Source organism: Mesorhizobium sp. HAY1-8B (genome assembly GCF_056868045.1).
In genome coordinates, this window is the sequence record NZ_CP200321.1 from 1990831 (window position 1) to 2005831 (window position 15001).

The 15001-nt window shown below is 60.4% G+C and carries 10 protein-coding genes and 2 pseudogenes; 8 read left to right on the forward strand and 4 right to left on the reverse strand.

The genetic code is table 11. The features are described 5' to 3' along the window. Positions 1 to 653: 653 nt before the first annotated feature. Positions 654 to 1629, forward strand: a pseudogene (locus tag AC1VON_RS09670) (Ti-type conjugative transfer relaxase TraA); the annotation flags it as partial. A gap of 128 nt (positions 1630 to 1757) precedes the next feature. After that, entirely contained in the window at positions 1758 to 1925 is a 168-nt protein-coding gene (locus AC1VON_RS09675) for a helix-turn-helix transcriptional regulator (protein WP_483121750.1), read from the forward strand. Between the two features lie 172 nt (positions 1926 to 2097). On the opposite strand, the gene AC1VON_RS09680 is transcribed toward AC1VON_RS09675, so the two are convergent. Beyond that, positions 2098 to 5646 carry an autotransporter outer membrane beta-barrel domain-containing protein gene (locus tag AC1VON_RS09680; protein ID WP_483121752.1) on the reverse strand — a complete coding sequence of 1183 codons (3549 nt, stop codon included), beginning with the start codon at positions 5644 to 5646 and terminating at the stop codon, positions 2098 to 2100. A gap of 345 nt (positions 5647 to 5991) precedes the next feature. Here AC1VON_RS09680 and AC1VON_RS09685 point away from each other — a divergent pair, with 345 nt between their 5' ends. From AC1VON_RS09685 to AC1VON_RS09705, 5 genes are all read left to right on the forward strand, one after another. Beyond that, entirely contained in the window at positions 5992 to 6993 is a 1002-nt protein-coding gene (locus tag AC1VON_RS09685) for a helix-turn-helix transcriptional regulator (RefSeq protein WP_483121754.1), read from the forward strand. Positions 6994 to 7730: 737 nt separating this feature from the next. Next, on the forward strand, positions 7731 to 8141 hold the full coding sequence (locus tag AC1VON_RS09690) for a hypothetical protein (protein ID WP_483121756.1): 411 nt from the start codon (positions 7731 to 7733) through the stop codon (positions 8139 to 8141). 14 nt (positions 8142 to 8155) lie between these two features. After that, a complete protein-coding gene (locus tag AC1VON_RS09695) occupies positions 8156 to 8569 on the forward strand; it encodes a phage holin family protein (protein ID WP_483121758.1) in 414 nt (137 codons plus the stop codon). Continuing rightward, positions 8550 to 9215: a hypothetical protein gene (locus tag AC1VON_RS09700; RefSeq protein ID WP_483121760.1), complete on the forward strand. Its 666-nt coding sequence runs from the start codon at positions 8550 to 8552 to the stop codon at positions 9213 to 9215. Before AC1VON_RS09695 ends, AC1VON_RS09700 begins: the two co-directional genes overlap by 20 nt. A 988-nt stretch (positions 9216 to 10203) precedes the next feature. Beyond that, complete coding sequence (locus tag AC1VON_RS09705; RefSeq protein WP_483121762.1) at positions 10204 to 10446, forward strand: hypothetical protein; 243 nt, start codon at positions 10204 to 10206, stop codon at positions 10444 to 10446. 362 nt (positions 10447 to 10808) lie between these two features. Here AC1VON_RS09705 and AC1VON_RS09710 read toward each other — a convergent pair whose 3' ends face one another. Continuing rightward, positions 10809 to 11174, reverse strand: a complete 366-nt coding sequence (locus tag AC1VON_RS09710; protein ID WP_483121764.1) for a hypothetical protein — start codon at positions 11172 to 11174, stop codon at positions 10809 to 10811. 262 nt (positions 11175 to 11436) lie between these two features. Here AC1VON_RS09710 and AC1VON_RS09715 point away from each other — a divergent pair. After that, positions 11437 to 11937: pseudogene (locus tag AC1VON_RS09715) on the forward strand (sigma-70 family RNA polymerase sigma factor). A 796-nt stretch (positions 11938 to 12733) separates the two neighbouring features. Here the strand turns inward: AC1VON_RS09715 and AC1VON_RS09720 are convergent. Beyond that, complete coding sequence (locus tag AC1VON_RS09720) at positions 12734 to 14005, reverse strand: phospholipase D-like domain-containing protein (protein ID WP_483121766.1); 1272 nt, start codon at positions 14003 to 14005, stop codon at positions 12734 to 12736. A gap of 682 nt (positions 14006 to 14687) precedes the next feature. Beyond that, positions 14688 to 14924 (reverse strand): DUF6894 family protein, encoded by a 237-nt coding sequence (locus AC1VON_RS09725; RefSeq protein WP_483121768.1) that lies wholly within the window; start codon positions 14922 to 14924, stop codon positions 14688 to 14690. Positions 14925 to 15001: the final 77 nt, after the last annotated feature.

Here is a 15001-nt window from a genome sequence, read left to right on the forward strand (position 1 = left end):
CGAGGTGAGGAGGGCTTGGCTGCGGTGTCCACCTTCCCGGAGCTTGCTGGGTGCCGCACGTTAGGGGCGAAGCCCCTCCGCCTCATGCTACTATCTGGTCTGGGTGGCGCCAGGCTCAGATCGAAATCACCAGGGAGTTGGGCGCGCTTATAAGCCGTGGTGGTCATGCTATCGACCGGCAGAATGATGACCATTCGCACCTTCTGTGTAGGCCACAGCGGCTTCCCTAAGACCAAGAACATCGCAGCTAGAAAGCTTACTAAGAGGAATACTCCGCATGTGTTCGCAATCATTTCACCCAGCCGCACCCAATCCTCCGACATAATTCCCGCCGACGATCAAGTATGATTGGCGGTCTTGTCGAAACGGCTGGTTGGGGGAAATGTTGCCGGCCATGGACCCTTTGGCCAAGGTAGGACTTCAGTCGTAGTTATGCAAGTCAGCCAAATGTGCTCGCCCGGCCCAACAAATCCCGACCGGGTTTAGCCCGCTTGCTCACCAATGTGCCGCCATCACCGCTAGAGCAAGTCGGGCTTAAAGGACGTGCGCTTCAACCGCCGCCGGCGCTCGGTTTCGCCAATGAGAGGTTGCCGGTAAGCACTGCGGGTCTGGCCCTGCAGGAGGGAAGGACGCGCGCGGAGCCCTTCCTTGGTCGCAACGCGCGCGGCCTCGGCGTCAAGAACGGGACGCTCGGTGTGATCGAAGAGGTCAGCACACAGAGCATGGCCGCGCGCACCGACGACGGCAGGTCGGTGCGGTTCGATCTGAAAGACTATGCCCATGTCAACCACGGCTATGCCGCGACCATTCACAAGGTGCAGGGCATGACCGTCGACCGGACCCATGTGCTCGCAACGCGGGGCATGGATGCACATGGCAGCTAGGTCGCACTCTCGCGGCATCGAGACAGCATGGACCTGCATTATGGCGGCGATGACTTTGCCGCCAGAGAAGGGCTCGTCCGGACACTGTCACGCGACCGCGCCAAGGACATGGCGTCGGATTACGAGCAGATCGACCCAGCGCATGCCGAGCGGCACGGCATTACGTTCCGCGAGCGGGTGGTCGAGATCGTGCGCCGGGTTGTTCCCGAGAAGTGGCGCGACAGAATCGGCGGACTGCTTGACGGGTTGCGCTCGCCTGGAGAAGGCGAGCCCATACTGGAACACGGACCTGGGCCGGGAAGGGAAGATTTTGCGGTACGGATCGAAGATGCTGGCCCGTCGTTCTGCCAGGGGAGTGCCGCGCGACACGGATATTGTGAAAAACCCCGAACTGGTCCGCGAGGCGAGCGCCGGCCGCGTCGTGCTTGCTCTCCAGCTTGAAACGGAAATCCGGACCGGACTGGATATTGATCCAGGCCGTCGCGCCGACCGGTTCGTGGAACGTTGGCAAAAGCTCGACCGGACGGGACGGCAGCAATATCAGGCTGGCGACATGTCCGGCTACAAGTCGACGCGTTCGGCAATGTCCGATATGGCCAAGAGCGTTGAACGCGATCCTCAGCTCGAATCCCTACTGGCAAACCGCAAACGCGAGCTTGGCATCAACGTGGAATCGGGTCGTCGCTTGGGCGCGGAACTCGCCTTCAGCCGTGGGATCGGCAAGGGGCGGAGCATTGGGATCTAGGGCATGCCGATTTGCCGCCGTTTCCACTCCGCACCCGGCTGAGACGATAAACCTGATTGCCTCCGGCATGGGTTCGTACTGTCTGTTCCAGCAGAAATCAGTAAGAACCAGTGAGGTGCAGGCAAGCTATGTCCGAGCCGGATCGTATCATACGCCTCAAAACCGTTCTTGCCCGGACCGGCCTGTCCCGTTCAACCCTCTATCGCAAGATCACCGAGGACACGTTCCCTGCTCAGATCAAGATCAGCGTCAACGGAGCTGACTGGCGTCGTCACAGCACTCCGGTCCACATTTGAGCCGTGGGAGGCGTGGGTCCGATCCGCGAAAGAATCCCGGCGTTCCCCGGTGAGAGGCGAGGAGACTCCGGTCCTCCCGAAGGAGCTGCTGCGCCCGCACCTCGCTGTTAGTAATGCTTTCCCGGAAAGCGTTTTGGATACCGTCTGAGCACGGGTTGCTTGCCTCATCGGACTAGAACCGCACTGCCAGGTTCGCATCAAACCCGTTCTCGCCGGCCTTCTTGGCGAGCTGTCCGCGATACTCGACGCCGAGCGTCGCCTCTGGGGTAAGCGCCACATCGAATCCGGCTTCAAGCAGGGCTGCGTCCTTGCCGATCGGCGCGCCGGCGATTGTAAAGGCGTCCGACCCGGCGAAGCTGAGGGTAGCGAGCGGCGTCGTATCGCCGAAGGCATGACGCCAACCCAGCGTCCCGCGCACGGTCGCCGTAACGGAGCCGAGCGCAAAGCTCTCCGAACCGCGCAGGCCGATCGTGGTGAAGGTCACGTCGTCGTCGGAAGACGCACTGGTGAGGGCGGCGGCGCCGCCTTTTTCACTGAACCCGTCGGTATGCAGGCCGATATAGGCGAGGCCGGCGAATGGCTCCAGCGCGAGCTGCCCGGCCTTGATGTCGTAGCCGAGCTCGCCGAAGAGCTGCGTCGCGCCGGCGTTGTAATCGGCTGTCAGGCTTTCGGCCATGCCCGGGAACACCACGTCGCGGCTGGTCGAGATGTCGTGCCAGCTGTAGGCGGCGCCCGCCCTCAGGCCCAGCGAGCCGCCGGCGATATCCAATCGCGTGCCGCCATAGACACCGAGATGGTAGCTTTTGGCATCGCCCGCGGAGGCGCGTGCGGGGTCGTTGACTCGATCCTGGCTGTAACCGGTAAAGACACCGACGCGCCAGTCGTCGCCGACCGCGCCGTCGATGCCGGTGAGGAAGCCGCCGGTCGAAGTTGAAATGCCAGCGGCGTTGCCGTCGCCGGACATATGGCCCCAGTCACCGAATGCCGAACCCCAGGCCGCGAGCCGTCCGGTCGCGGCCGGAGCAAGCTCGGTGCCGATTGCCGCCGTCGCCTCGTTGTCGATGCCATTCTCGCCGTAGGCCAGAATGGGGGTGCCCTTCGCGGCGGCGTTGCCGAAAGCAGAGCGGATGCGTTGCGTCACCTGATCGGCGACAATTGCGTCGTCGGCGACCAGCGCGCCGCGTAGCGACGCATGCGCCTCGCCAGACAGAAGGTCGAGCGCGTGACGCGCCGCAGCGTCGGTGGCCTGGCCGGCCAGCACGTCGAAGACATTGTTGCCCTGACCGAGGCTCTGCGCGCCATTGCCGGTGGCGCACTGATTGCGGGTGACAGCGACGGTGCAGAACTGCGCGTTGTTGTAGGCAATGTCGAGATAGACGTCATGCGCATCGTAGTTCAGCGACAGATCGACGAAGGGCGCGTTCTGGGCGAGCGCATCGTAGGCACCCGTGACGCCGCCCTCAGCGGTCATGATGATGTAGTGCGAGCCAGGCGTATAGAAGCCGCTCGCCTTGTCCGCGTATACGGTGCCTCCTTGTATGTCGGCTACACCGGTGACGTTGAGGAAATCTGAACCGGTTGGCGTGAGGTCGACCTGGTAGGTCGACCCGGCTTGCTGGGTGAAATCCCCGTTCACCGTGAGCGTGCCGGTGGTGTTACTACCCGGCGCGATGGCCGCGCCGGATTCGATGGCGACGGTGCCGACCGTGCCGTTGCCGCTAAGCGTGCCGCCCGTCTTGACGAGCACGTCGCCGCCGAGCGCGTTGTTGACCAGTAGCGTCCCACCGATCACTTGCGTATGGCCGGTGAAGCCACCGTCGTCGCCGCCCATGATGGTCGTGCCGTTTTCCTGGACAAGCGTGCCGAAGCCTGCAACAGGCGTCGAAAATACATAATTGTTGCTGGTGTGGTTGAAGACGATAACGCCGTCGCCGTCACCGAAGGCGATCCCGGGCGCGTTGATCGTGCCCGGCGCCTGCGCCGAGGAGACGGAACTGCCGCCGATGTTCAGCGTGCCGGTTGAACCGGCCTGGCTGGCGATGACTATGGGGTTGGTGACGGTGAGCGCGGCGCTGTTGCTTAGCGTCAAAGTTCCGTCTCCGCCGGCTATGTTGCCGACCGTAAGATCCTGCGTGCTCAGCGACGACCCTTGGCCGCTAATACCGAGGGAGCTTGTCGAGTTCTGATACCCTATGATGGTGCTCGCAGCCAAAATGGCGCCGCCATTGCTGACGTTGACGGCTCCGCCGCCGCCGAACCCCGTGAAGAGCAAATTGGTCGCCCAAGACGAGCCGGGACCGTCGATCGTGACAATGGCCGGTTGACCCGAGACACTGCCGACAAAGGTGCCCTGTGTCGAAACCAGTGTGCTGCCTTGGCTGACCGTAAGTTTCCCCGCGCCATTCCCGCCTACGACGATGGCATCCGTGGTGAGCTTGGAGCCTGCGCCCTCGACCAGAACGGTGCCGTCGCCGCCGATGCCGGCGGTCAGACCGCCAACACTCAGGTTGGACACCGTTGCCGTGGCACCATTGGTAACCTTGAGGAGGCCAGTACCCGCCGCACCCACTTCCATCTCGCTGGTGCTGCCGCTCATGGTCAGACTGGAGCCGGTGCCGTCGACATTGACGGCGCCGCTCGATCCGGCCTGCGCGCCAATGATTGCTATCCCACTGCTGAATTCCGCGCCGCCATTCTGGATAATTATCGCGCCAATACCGCCGTCGCCGATGATGAAGCCGTTGGCGCTGGTCCACACTGATCCCGCGCCATCGACGGTCACCATGCCGTTGCCGCTGGCCTGGTTGCCGATCACGGCGCTGTCGGTCAGCACCGCGCCGCCTGCGCCGATCGACAGGCTGCCTGTGCCGGCGTCGCCAACGATCAGCGCAGCGCCAGGAGCACCGTTCCACTGGGTGCCGGCGCCGTTAACGTAGGCTTGGCCCTGCGAGTGAGCAAGCGCGCCCAGCGTTACCGCGCCGGCGTTCATCACGCCGCCGCTTTCAAGGGTGAGGCTGCCATAGCCCGCGACGCCGACATTCAGGTCGCTGGTCGAATTAAACGTTGATCCCGCGCCGTTGACGACGAGGTTGCCTTGTCCGCTCGCGAGGACCCCCAGCCTCGTTGGGCCGGTGCCGCCGTTCATGACACCGCCATTTGTGACATCGATTGTGCCGATCCCGGCGCTGCCGACATCAAGGTTCGACTTTGCTTTCAAAATCGAGCCGGTACCATCCACCGAGACGTCGCCGCTCGAGCCGTAGATGTTGCCCACGAACAGCTTATCCACCGTTGCAGTCGCGCCGGATTGCATCTGAAACGAGCCGGTGCCCAAGTCGCCGACGATGAGGGCGTGGCCTACGGCGAGGGATGATCCCGCCCCGCTGACGGTCAGTGTGCCGTTGGCTGAAGTGGCGATGCCGACGAAGGCGTCTCCCGAAACGTCAAGAACGCCGTTGCTGAAGATCTGCAGGGTTGCCGTGGCATTGTTACCGACGTTCACATCGGTCACGGTCGCGGTATTGCCGGAAAGCAACGCGTTGAACGGCGCGGGGTCGATGTAGACAGAATCTGCGCCGGTTGGCGATCCTGGATTCCAGTTAAGTGGGTTAAACCAGTCGCTGTTGACCGTACCCGTCCAGGTGACTGGTGCTGCCATTGAAGGCGCAGCCACAAGGCCTATGGAAGCGCAAACCGCAATCGTCGATGCGGCAGAGCGCATTATCCTGCGCCGACTCGCTTTTGATCCTGGTCGACGGACCCTTTCGATATGCATGAAATCCCCGCATCTGAACTGTGTGAAATCGTGTCCGAAATCGGACTTGCGATGCATAGGGCAGGTCGGATCAAATCTCTTTGGACGCACGCGTCAAAGGTCTGGTCGGCGGCGACTTTGTTATCGAACCCCGCGGAAACCTGTACGGGTGCGGCGGTTTAGCAACACGAAGCAGTCGGAGAGCGCGGCCTCTTGCGACAAATCATTGGTCTGGCGCGTCATGTCGGAAAGTTGCGCTTCCACGGCGCCCCTGTTGGGCGTAACGGTCCAGAATCTGACGGTGTACGACTCATGCACGACGTTCCCATCGAATCGCCTGTGGCCTTCACCAACGCCTATCAGGGCCTCGCCAAGGGCCCGCGCTACGAGCAATGGCGCGATGAGATTTGTCGCGGTGTCTGCAACATGGACATTGATCCGGGCGGCAGCGAGTTGCTCGACATGCGAGTGCGCATCGCCAATTTGGCGCCTGCGATTGTTGCCACCGCCACAGGCTCGCCAGCGAAGATTGGCCGCTCGCCCCAGGTTCTAGGTGACGGCGAAGATGCCTTCACTTTCGTCTGCCACGCTCGCCAGCCGATGCCTTTCCTGCATGGCGATCAGGTGCTGGAAATCGACCGATCCGCATTTTTGCTGGGCGAACTCGCGCAGGCGTCAGCGGGTATTCTTCGGGAGGAGTTCACGGCAATCGTCATCGACCGCAAGACCCTGCTAGGCCTTAGCCCGAGAGCGGAGGAGCTCCTGTATCGGCCGCGCCTCATCAATCCAGTTCTTTCCAACACCGTTGGCCGCTACGCCGCGCTGGCAACGGAGATGGCGACGCATCTGGATGCGTACGGCCGCATGCTGATGGGCCAGCATCTGGTCGATCTCGTCAGCATGGCGCTCGGTATGCGGCCGGACGACGCTGAGGTCGCGCGCCACCGCGGCCAGTCGCAGGCGCGGCTCGCGCTAATGAAGGCCGACATCCTCGCCAACCTCGAGCAGCACGATCTTTCGATCGACATAATTGCCCATCGCTACGGCATCGGCGCCCGCCAAGCTCAGCGCCTGTTCGAGCAGGACGGCACGACTTTTACCGCCTTTCTACTGGAGCAGCGTTTGCTTCACGCGCGTAAACTGTTGACCGATCCAGCGAACCGCCTGCGCAAGGTCATGGACATCGGCCAGTCCGCTGGCTTCGCTGACGTGTCTTACTTTAACCGGGTCTTCCGCCGCCGATTTGGCAAGACGCCGTCCGAAGCCAGAGATGACGAGAGCGGTACAGCCGGCGGAAATGCAGCCGATACTTAAGATCTGTTCTACGGCGCTTCGAGAGGCCGCTGGTGTTGATGACATTCACCTGCCCGACGACCGCCGTCTGGACGCTGAATCTCGTGAGGGGCCGCGTTATCGCGCCGTCTATGGTCGCATACCCGCCGATATCGAGGCCGTTGTCCGTGAGCGTTCCGGTGTAGTTGGCTGCCCTCCACTCGCGCGGCCGGTGCGATCGACATTGGCCGCAAGACCCTAATTTCGGAAACGATCTGGCAAGTGAAAGGGAGCCGTTCCACCGCCGTAAAGCACTTGCCAGACAGGGAGGTTTGGTCATGCCTAAGTCCTCCGCTTTCAATCAACGGCGCCCGACGCTCAGGTTTCGGCGCCTCTGGCGCCATCCAGCAAATCTGAACGACCGTTTGTCGAGGAACTAGACGCGATCCCCAAGTCATTGCAGTTCATTCAGCTGGCGTTGCCCGGCGAGATGGCAGGTCGGCGCTCTGCTGGGGATTGTTGCCGGCTTGCAGGCTGAGACTGCCATCGCGCATGTTTAGTGCGGGCATTGCGCAAGGATCGAACGATCGAGCGCTTTATTCGTGCGCGGGAGGAACCGCTTGATCATGGCGAAGTTCAACTGCCAGCAACGGGAGTGAAATATCATGAACACGCTAACCACAGACGATTTCACCGGATCAGGCACCGCCAACGAGAATGGCTTTCACGGAGGCACGGGCGCTGAACGGGCCGACACCAGCAAGGAAGCTCTTGGTAAATTGAAGCAAAGCGCGGCGGACACCGCTTCGCAATTGAAAAATACCGCCGCCTCTGTGTCCAGCGATGCCAAGGATTATGCCGGGTCTGTCGCCTCTGATGCCGCCGCGGCCTTCAAAGACGCTGTCGAGTCCAACAAGACGGCGGGCGCCGACGCCATCGCCAATATCGCCCATTCCGTCAAGGACGCGGCGGACGGCATCGAAAAGCAATCGCCGCAGGTTGCAAGCATGGTGCGCAGTGCTGCCGAAGGTGTCGAGCGGATCTCTACCGATATCAGGGACCGCAACGTTGGCGAGTTGCTCGATTCCGTCACGAAATTCGCGCAGCGTCAGCCTGCCGCCTTTTTCGGGATCGGAATCCTGGCGGGCGTGGTTCTGACGCGGATCATGCGAAGTTCCGATCGGTCCTGAGAAGGATCATTCGCATGGATGACGGAATGGATCGCCGGCCCTTGTGGAGCCTGCTGGGCGAAGTGGCAAATCGCTTTTCTTCGCTAATGCGCCTCGATCTGCGCTTGCTTGAGGCGGAAATGCGAGCCAAGTCCATGACGCTGGTGTCGTCCGGCGCATGTGGAATGGCGGCTGCCGTGTTTTTTATGCTGGCGGCGTTCGCCCTAGTTCAGTTCCTTATCCTTGCGATGATCTTCTTCGGTGTAGGCCCGATGTTCGCCTGTCTCATCCTCGGCCTCGTTTTGATCGGTGGAGGTTTGATCTCCCTGTACCTGGCCAAGCGCGCGCTGATCGGATGGACCATCACGCCTGTCGAAACCGTAAATCAGGTACGCACAGACCTCGCAGCCTTGAAGCAAGGGATACGCTATGGCTCAACCCAGCAGTGAGATCCGGGACATCCTGGTGCAGAGCCGAACTGAACGGCAAGCGCTGTTCGGCCCGGTGAGCGAGCTGAGCCGCCGGCTGCAACCCAGGCATTTAGTCGACGTTTCCGCTCATTACGCCAAACAGAAAGTCGCCGGGGTGCTGGGTGGCGTCTCGGATGCGGTCAAGGAGAATGGCGGCACAGCGGCGGCTGTTGCCCTCGGCGCCTTTGCTGTCTTCGATGCCGGAAGAAGAAGTGCTGGCGGCAATGTCGCCACCGGCGATGCTGGCGTGGACATTGCACCTTTGGCAAGCGGCCGGCGCGCCGATGCAGAACCCAGCCGCTACTTCGCAGGCCCGCGCCGGGCGGTGACAAGCCTTGATCGGGCGAATGTGATAGCCGGCTCAGCCGCAGGGCTGTTGCTCGGCCATGTCATTGGCCGGGCTTTTCAGCCAACAGACAAAGAAGAGGCGTTGTTTGGCAAGGCTTCCGACGAAATCCGGGACGTGGCGGCCCAATTTGTCAGTGAGCATAAGCGCGGCGCAAAGATTGCGGCGGCTGAGGCCTTCGGCTTCGCGCGATATGGCGCCGCCTTGCTGGCGGTCCTGGCGGTTGCCAGCGAATATTTCGTTCGCCATGACGAGAGCGACAAATCTACCGACAGGTGACTTTTGACGGTGTCAGGCAATGCACCGCATGCCGCTCAATGATGCCTAGGTCCCGACCCAAATCGCGTCGCAAGAATCGCTTCACTCAAATAATTCGACAATACAGGCGTATTGCATCTGTCTTTCGCTCGCTGCCGGCAATTGTTCTCGGTTCGGCGTGCGGGCCTGGCCGCTGCACGCGCTGGCCGGCTCAGATCCGTGATTTTGAGTCTGCGCTGTGGGTCGTGCCTTTCGCGAGGAGACCATCGGTCATCGAGAAAAGAACAACCACCAGGCGGCAAGCACGCAAACGACAACCACGACAATGGAGGCCGCTGTCAGAACGCCCTTGCCGCCTTGCCATTTTGGCGGCGGGGTCGGGACCAATTTTTCAGGGGCGGCTCTGTCGTCCATTTCCAAAAAAGCTGCCAGAAGTTATTAGGTTCCACCTAGCCGTTCGCAGGTCGCATGACCGCGATCAGTTCAACTTGCTCGCTGACCGATCGCTCCTAACTGGCTAGCGCCTAACTTGCCGTCGTCACCGTCAAATGGCCAAGGTCGTCCGCTTGACAGCCGCTAGGGGCGCGACAGCCGCTAGGGGCGCGCCGCAGGCACTAAGCCGAAAATCAGCAACAATATTACAAATACAGCGATGGCTAACACGGCGCCCCACATCAGTACCCTTCTAGTCCCGCGCTGCTCTTCTCCGCGCGTAAGGCCTTCTGGCATTGTCGCCTCCTTTGCGAGATCTCGATGCAGCAAACGAACGAGCTCGTTGCCGGTTCCCGCTTGAAACTCTTGGCGTCATATGGGCGCGTCGAAACCAACTCATGGGCCTCACAGTGCTACGTGCTCGCCGCGGCTCAGCGGTGATTGATAGGACGGGTCAAGGAACATATCAGGAAACGGCTTGTTGGGAGGCGCCACTTAACAACCACCAGGAGACTTAGCGATAGTCACCAAACTTCTTCCGGCATCCCTGCTTACCATGGTCTTGGCTACCTCAGCCATGGCACAGTCGAACGGCTCCGGCTCCAGCAATGGCTCGGGCGCAACATCCGGGACCGCTAGTGGCACAAATGCCTCAAGCGCCGGCTCAGCGCCTTCGACGACAAATGTGGATCCGAGTTCCACGAAATCAACCAATGCACCGAACGGCATGGATGATCGCTGCAAGGACGCCGCTGGCAATGACGTCGATAACAACACCCGCCAGTGGCACGACAACGTCAAACATGCAGAATTGCAATAAATAGGAAGACTCGACACTCTATTTCCCATGGCTGCCCTGCGCCGAATTGGGCAGCCAATTCAGCGACAGCCTGAGTTGGCGCCACTTTGCCTCACCGATGAGGAACAAAATCCATCGTTCGAGGTTCGCGTCGTCGACTAGACGCGACTTTCAACTCGGGGATTAGGTTATGGCAACGTCCTTGTGGCCGTCATCCAAGATACGCTCGAGATGAGTGGGCAAGGCAGCAAAGACTTCGCTCACAAGCCAGTTGAGCACAGGCAGGCATCGCCAGGGCTCTAGGGCTCGGGCTGATCACCGGCGCCGCCGATGATGACTGTTCAGCTACCGGGACTTATGCTCCTATAATGCTCCACGAGGCGCTATTGCGTTTGTCCCATGCCTGCGGAGCCGACAGTCTTCTGCGGTTCGAAAAGGCCATGATCGACCAGACCGAAGCGATGAACGATGATCGGCCCGATTTCGAAACGCTCAAGGAGTTGGCGATCGAACAGGTTTATGGCTGGATCAGAGAGGCGACTGCTTCGCCCCACAGCAAACAGGCGCTGGAGAACATCGAAACCCGAAGAACACACGGTCGCTCCGAGGAGCCCCGGACCCTTGAAGACCAGCTGCAGGCCGGTCTGGAAGCTTCGTTTCCAGCGAGCGATCCGCCAGCGGTCGTGTCCACGGCTATTGCGGGCGCCGCCAAGAAACTCGTCGGAATCGATGAGGTCCTCAAAAGACAACGGGAGAAGGACGCTAACGGTAGAGCGCCTCGCCGCTACCGGCTACTCGTCCCGGCGACCTCCAATCGCATCATTTGTCGACCCTTCGCACCCTTTTGCCCAGGACTTACCTCAGTGGGTTTCACTGCGACCCCCCCTTGGTTAATTTTTTCGGAGTCGCGTTCGGGCGAGGAACGATCCAAATTTCCGCGCATTAAGAACCAGATTTGGATTCCATTCCTTGCTCGGGGACAGCTCAACAGTGTCATCCGGAGATTACCGTTTGGCCGAACAGGAAACCAACGAAGTTTCCATCGTTGACCTCATACCTGCCCTGCGGGCTTTCGCGCGTACCTTCTGCCGCATCCCCGATGACGCCGACGAACTGGTCCAGGAGACCTTGACGAAGGGACTCGCCAACATCGACAAGTTCGAACCCGGCACTCGCATGAAGTCCTGGCTCTTCACGATCATGCGTAACACCTACTACACACGCATCAAAGTAGCCGCGAGAGAGGCACCGGGCCTGCTTGGCTGCGCGTCGGTGAGACCGATTTCAGAGGCGACACAGGAATAGACTGTCCAGAGCAAGGAGGTCCATGCCGCTATCCAGAAGCTGCCGGAACACCAGCGCGAGGTCCTGATGCTCATTGGCGTCCTGGGCGTGAGCTACGAGGAGACTGCAGATATCTGCGGCTGCGCTGTCGGAACGGTCAAGAGCAGGCTCAATCGCGCGCGCGCCAACCTCCTCGAGCTCCTGTTCGCCGCAGCGGCACCCTGGTGACTGCCAAGGTGGACGACAGCCTCGTTCCGAACGCCGAGCAGATACTGAGAAGCGGGTCGGTCGATCTGGTCGAACGTCGCAGGACCTACGAATCCGGAGGTTGGACCGGTTTTGACCCGGACGCAGGCGATTACGTGTCTGACGAAATCGATCGGGATGCTCGTGACCGGCCTTGATCAGGCGCGACCCTGACGCATTCTGGAGATGCGTCGGCGGCGCTCTGCGGCGCGGCATATCTCCTTTACCCGTCGGACGCGACAAGCGAACGCATGAGCTGTGCACGTCCTGGGCTCTCGACGCTCATTGCCCGCCAAAAGGTCAACGTGGGACGAAAGAGTCGGCGGATTCGCAAATCGCCGGCCGACATGGCTGCATCAGCCATGTGACTTCGGCAAAGCCATCTCGCACTCAAGCTTGCGTGTACCAATATGGTCAAGTGTAGTGGCCCATCGGTATGTCGTTGAAGTGTCACTTTGCTGACCTATATGCCCGATGCGCCGGATGTTTTTCCTCCCATTCGTCTGGTGCGTTCCCCTCTGAAGGTTCCAACCTTCATACCTGGCCGGACCATGGGTCCGGCCTTTTTCTTGCGCGAAAACCAGATCCGATGTCGCGCCGAAGACTGGTTTCTAGAGCGCTCACCGTTACACGGAAACGGCGAACCGCTCTAACTCTTTGTTTTGGCGCAATTCCGAACGGAAAACCGCTCACACTTTTCCTGGAATTGCTCTAGCCCTGCTGCCGATCGTTCGACAGGCGATGACAATTCCCCACCCGTCTTTACCAATGCCGTCCCCTACAGCTGGGATCTTAGCTGGCTCGCAAACCAGTCAGTGATCTTTTCGTGCAACGAACGCGATTGCCATTCCTCCCAACTGATCTGCCTGGAACGCTGCAGGTCTCGATCGAACAAGTCGATTTGCGTCTTGGCAAAAGCCTTGCCGTAAACATTCAGGGTGGCCTCGTCATTCAAATGCAAGGAGCGTTCATCCAAATTGGCTGAGCCGAAACTACTCCATACGTCGTCGACGATCAGTAGCTTGGGATGGTACATTGTCGGCTGAAATTCGAAAATCCGGACGCCCGCTTTGAGCAATTTGCCCCAGAAATAACGCGAGCTCTTTCGGGCCAGCGGCACGTCGGTCAAGGAATTGGGTACGATGACATCGACCGACACGCCGCGGCTCCTGGCGTCCAGAATCTGCTTGATTGCAATGTCGTCCGGCACGAAATACGCCATGCCTATGCGGAGGTGATGGCTGGCAGCAGCTATCGCCGTCAACATCATAAGCTGCATGTCTTCTGATCCGTTAGGCTGGGAAGACAGGATGAGCTGCGCGTCGAGCGCCCCTTGTGGCCCGAGCGGTGGAAAGAAGGCTCCGCCTTGCAAGGTCTCAGCCGTTGTCTCCAGCCAGTTTTCCGCAAACGCCGCCTGGAAAGCAGATACCGCAGGTCCCTCAATTCGGTAATGCGTGTCACGCCACTCGTCTGGGTTGCGGGCATTGCCTTGCCAGTTGTCGGCTATGCCAACGCCACCGGTGAAGGCAACGCCACCGTCCACGATCAGCAGCTTACGGTGGGTGCGATTGTTCACGCGATCAAGAGTATACCAGTGTAGGGGCCGGTAGCGCTCGAACCTCACACCAGCACTTGTCATAATACGGATCAGATCCTCGTCGAAAGGCAGACTGCCGACCCAGTCAACCAGAACCCGGACTTCGACCCCCTCACGGGCTTTGGCGGCCAGCGCCAATGCAAACTGGTAACCGACTTTTCCGGACCAATAGATATAGGTTTCCATGTCGATGGTGGAACGCGCAGCTCCTATTGCCTGCAGCATTGAAGGAAAGATTTCGTCCCCGTTAACCAGGGTCTGTACAGCATTCGAGCCGAATATATGGCCTTGCGAGAAGCTGCTCATCGTCCTGGCGAATTGAGGGTCCGCTGCGTCAAAGCTGTGCGGTACGATTGATCGTAAAACTCGCGCCTCAGGGGTCAGATTGATGACCAGAACAGTCGTCGCACTGGCGACGGCAGCGATCGCGACCCAAACAAGCGCTATGCGCAAATGTGTTGCCGGCAAAGTTTTCAGACCTGCCTTTGACACGAAACCGGAAGGCCCCAAGTTCGTTCCTCGTTTTGTGCATGCTTTGCGATCGAATGCGCTATAAGGATGCCATTGGTGCAGGACTTAGCCCGCTGGAGTTAGTTCAGCAGGGCAAGAACTCTCGGCGATGATGCAAGTTCCCTCTCCAGGCGTGGCTTGGTCAGTTGGGCGCTCAGGCGCGGGCAGCCTCCTAGGCCCTGAAAATGGCGGGAGCGGGCTCGCATTTGCGGCATGCGGTATCTTGTCGTCGGTGGCCCATAAGCGATTGCGGTCGCATACGCGTCTTGAGCGAGGTGCAGTCTCAATGACCAGCTAGGCCATGACGGTGTCGCGGGTGCCTGCGTGGCTCTACGGCATTGCTCGCTCACCTCCGCGGTCGCAATGATTGGGGATAAAGGCGCCAAGCAGCCGCTCCCGGTGACGCGGAGACCGCCGACAGCCGTCAGCGAAATAGGTGGGGAAACGGGACCTAGGTTCGCCTCTCATCTGCCCAAGGCATCATAGTGTGCGTGGCGGCTGCCAAGTGGCAACGGCGGGGCACTGCGATGGCCGCGCTTGGCCGCGCGACCGCCGGCGCCAGCAGGATATCGGTAGCCCTGCGCGCTCGACTGCCGGCGCCTGAAGGCAGCGGCCAAAGCGTGGGTCATCGCAGGAGCTTGATCTCAAGTGCGAGACTTAGCCTGAGAATCCTATCGCCACTTTCATCGCGAACCTCGATAAACAAATTCTGGCCATCTATTTCCTTCAATGCGTCTCTCGTAAGATCCATAAGACCCTCGAAGCCTACACGTCGCACTTCGGCAATGCTGGCGCATTCGACACCTATCTCATCTTCGAAGACAAAGTTCAGCTCGCCGCTGTCGAAAAAAAATCGTGCCATCGGAGACCTTTAGTTCCCATCAAGCCTCGGGCTTCCATTGATGCAGGTAAGTGGCGTCGAAATCTCCTGCGCGCACC

Bases quoted from the DNA above. Each gene is read 5' to 3' on its own strand.
- AC1VON_RS09675 (WP_483121750.1), top strand. From the start codon at position 1,758: ATGTCCGAGCCGGATCGTATCATACGCCTCAAAACCGTTCTTGCCCGG.
- AC1VON_RS09725 (WP_483121768.1), bottom strand. From the start codon at position 14,924: ATGGCACGATTTTTTTTCGACAGCGGCGAGCTGAACTTTGTCTTCGAA.
- AC1VON_RS09695 (WP_483121758.1), top strand. From the start codon at position 8,156: ATGGATGACGGAATGGATCGCCGGCCCTTGTGGAGCCTGCTGGGCGAA.
- AC1VON_RS09685 (WP_483121754.1), top strand. From the start codon at position 5,992: ATGCACGACGTTCCCATCGAATCGCCTGTGGCCTTCACCAACGCCTAT.
- AC1VON_RS09700 (WP_483121760.1), top strand. From the start codon at position 8,550: ATGGCTCAACCCAGCAGTGAGATCCGGGACATCCTGGTGCAGAGCCGA.
- AC1VON_RS09680 (WP_483121752.1), bottom strand. From the start codon at position 5,646: ATGCGCTCTGCCGCATCGACGATTGCGGTTTGCGCTTCCATAGGCCTT.
- AC1VON_RS09705 (WP_483121762.1), top strand. From the start codon at position 10,204: ATGGCACAGTCGAACGGCTCCGGCTCCAGCAATGGCTCGGGCGCAACA.